This window comes from Vibrio sp. V19_P1S1T109, from assembly GCF_002241375.1.
Taxonomy (GTDB): domain Bacteria; phylum Pseudomonadota; class Gammaproteobacteria; order Enterobacterales; family Vibrionaceae; genus Vibrio; species Vibrio anguillarum.
In genome coordinates, this window is sequence record NZ_NDIM01000229.1 from 1 (window position 1) to 3,013 (window position 3,013).

The 3,013-nt window shown below is 42.1% G+C and carries 4 protein-coding genes; 3 read left to right on the top strand and 1 reads right to left on the bottom strand.

Annotated elements, in window-relative coordinates:
* Nucleotides 1-252: 252 nt before the first annotated feature.
* Entirely contained in the window at nucleotides 253-549 is a 297-nt protein-coding gene (gene ihfA / locus B9J87_RS11095; protein ID WP_010319630.1) for an integration host factor subunit alpha, read from the top strand.
* 71 nt (nucleotides 550-620) lie between these two features.
* Here ihfA and B9J87_RS11100 read toward each other — a convergent pair whose 3' ends face one another.
* The gene (locus tag B9J87_RS11100) at nucleotides 621-1,394 is read right to left on the bottom strand and encodes a phosphoribosylglycinamide formyltransferase (RefSeq protein WP_094145800.1); all 774 of its coding nucleotides are present in this window, start codon (nucleotides 1,392-1,394) and stop codon (nucleotides 621-623) included.
* A gap of 347 nt (nucleotides 1,395-1,741) precedes the next feature.
* Between B9J87_RS11100 and B9J87_RS11105 the strand changes: the two genes are divergently transcribed.
* Together B9J87_RS11105 and B9J87_RS11110 are read left to right on the top strand one after the other, a co-directional pair.
* On the top strand, nucleotides 1,742-2,389 hold the full coding sequence (locus B9J87_RS11105) for a thiopurine S-methyltransferase (protein WP_094132002.1): 648 nt from the start codon (nucleotides 1,742-1,744) through the stop codon (nucleotides 2,387-2,389).
* Between the two features lie 121 nt (nucleotides 2,390-2,510).
* The coding region (locus tag B9J87_RS11110) for a PAS domain-containing protein (protein WP_141201573.1) at nucleotides 2,511-3,013 on the top strand (503 nt) is incomplete at its 3' end.

The following is a 3,013-nucleotide window of genomic DNA, read 5'->3' on the forward strand; positions in this document are numbered from 1 at the left end:
CTGTTATGATATAACTAACTAAATTGTCAGTGTTTTTTCTCAATCTTCGACGTCTAATTGTATAAATGCAGCCAGTATATGCGCTTATTTTGATGAAACTATTAATATTGTTGCGAATAAAAAAGTTGGCGAAAATCAGAAGCTTGGCATACACTTTTCAGGTAAAGCCGATATCTTATTGATTGGCTAAGCGAAAATGCTTTGGCGCTGCTTAGAAGCAGCAAGGTTTAACATAGCTTTGAGGGAAGTTTTATGGCGCTCACAAAGGCCGAATTGGCTGAAAACCTGTTTGAAAAGCTTGGATACAGTAAACGGGATGCCAAGGAAACGGTTGAAGTGTTTTTCGAAGAGATTCGCAAGGCGCTTGAAAGTGGCGAACAGGTAAAACTATCTGGTTTTGGTAATTTTGATCTACGAGACAAAAACGAGCGTCCGGGTCGAAACCCAAAAACAGGTGAGGATATTCCTATCTCCGCTCGACGTGTCGTAACGTTCCGCCCAGGGCAGAAATTAAAAGCCCGAGTCGAGAACATTAATGTCGAAAAATAGACCGAGCAATAGACCACGCTATGCGTGGTCTTTTTTTTTCTGTTTATGGTGAGTTAAGGGTTCTGAACGTATTAGGCTGCTTGAATATGAGTGGTGATATACGGCTGCCAGGCGTTTTGGTAGAGCTCGATAGATTGGCGACGAAACTGGTTAATTTGCGCCTTTTCAATATCATGTAACGCTCGCTTCTCTAATGCGGCGACACGTTCAAACTTCTGAATCTGTTCATAGAAACGATGCTCGGGGCCATTTTTCACATCGGCAATGGCTTTAAGGTGCAATTGTACTTCTGCAATGACATTGGTTTTAGGAAGTTGAACCAGTAAGTTTAAATCACGATATCCCGATGCCGCAGGCGATTTAAAGCGGTTCTTTACTTTTACGATGCTGGCCTCTCGGCTTAATACTTCATAAGCCTCGACTAAGCTTGGTACATCATTTGCCACAAGGGTTGTTCTGGCTAAATCTGTGATCCTATCAGCTTGCCCACCTAATTCATGTTCTATTTTACTTAATGCTCGGTCACGTGATTTCACGCCAGAAAAGTGAGCCTCTGTTGATGTCAGTAAAGCAGTACTTCTGCACAATGTTTCAAGTTCACGTTGAGCTTGGTGAGCTTTACTGTAGAGAATTTCAAAGTCGTTGTAGGGTTGCAAAGGCTGGTTGTTGGTGGACTGGATGCCATATAAACCGCTTAAACTATGCTTGAACAGTTTAGATGAGAGTTGATTTTTCGATTCACCAACTTTGGCATCACTTTCTGAATTGAACGGAACGGCTGCAAAGGCAGGGGCTCTGCTTAGTACTAAAAGCATCAGTGCCGTAGTACGTAAAAATAGGCTCATTCATTCTCCTTAACTTAGTCTAGGTAAAAGGTGAAACCAAAATAGACCTAAACACGTGATAACCAGAGTCGCTTGCTATGAGATCTTGGGATGAACAAAGTCAACTCAATAGCTCGTGGAACAATTAATCCATAATTTTGCGCTTTATCACAGGTCTTATCTTCAGACGCCTCGCTAGGCTATCTGTTCAATTTGATGTGTTACCAAGTGTATCTAATGAGGATGAACCAAATATGAACATCTTTATCTGTCTTTATGCTGTTTGTTTAACCCGTTGGGGATTCACTTATTAGTCAGTAGCATGTACTTTGTCTGGCTGTAGATTTTAATCGTAGAGTACGAAGATAATGAAAGATCCCGAGTTTTGGCACAAGAAATGGGCCTCCAACCAAATAGGATTTCACTTAGAAGATGTGAACCCATTGTTGATCGAATATTGGCCTCAACTCTCACCTCAACGAAATGAAAGTGTATTTGTACCATTGTGCGGAAAAAGTGAAGATTTGATATGGCTCGCTTCCCAGCATGAACAGGTTCAGGGTGTAGAGCTGAGTGAAATTGCCGTTCGTTCCTTTTTTGCCGAGCATTTTTATACGCCAACGGTCACTCGCTTAAATGGAGCGCATGAACTGTATCAGTTTGATGAACTGATGATTTATACCGGAGATGTCTTTAGTGCGCCGCTAAAAGCGGTTGAGCTTATCTACGACCGAGCGGCGTTAGTTGCGCTGCCCCCTGAAATGCGAAAGGAGTACGTTACTCGCTTGCTTTCATTGTTGAAAGAGGGCGGAAGGGTGCTGCTTGTGACGCTGGATTACGTTCAAAGTGAAATGACGGGTCCTCCATTCTGTGTCGCCAAAAATGAAGTTGAGTCGTTATTCACTGACTGCAAAGTGACGTGTCTGTTTCGTGACGATGCTGATGAAAATCACCCTAAAATCAGTCAACGAGGATTAAGCCGTTTTGCTGAAGTCGTGTGGTTAATTGAGAAGTAACAGACTATGCTTAAATCGTTTATTTATACATCCTAGACAACAATAAATAGGTAGGTTTTAGGCGTTTGATGAGAGCAAGCCATTACGTCTATATCAGCCGCTCTAATACTAAGGAAAAACTATGGGTTTGTTTAGTCGGAAGCCAAACAGCAATCAACAGTCTAAAAAGAGTAGTGATGAACTGGTGGTTGATTCAATAAAACGCACGATGGCTTATATTGAGTTTGATCCACAAGGACATATTCTGACTGCCAGCTCCTCATTCTTACAAGTGTTGGGTTATTCATTATCGGAAGTGGTGGGCCAGCATCATCGAATGTTCTGTGAAAGTGAATTTGTTAATGCGCCTCAATATAGTCAACTTTGGCAAAATTTAGCGCAAGGTAAACCTCATGCGGGTACGTTTTGCCGTTTAACTAAAAGCCATAATAAAGTGTGGATTGAAGCTACGTACATCCCAGTAAAAGATGAGCAAGGAAAAGTGGTTAAGGTGGTGAAGATTGCCAGTGATGTTACTGCTGCAAAAGAACAATCGGATAAGCAAGCTGCAATTTTTGACGCTGTCGATAAGTCAATGGCTGTGATTTCTTTTACTCCCGATGGGACGGTTGTGGAGGCGAACCC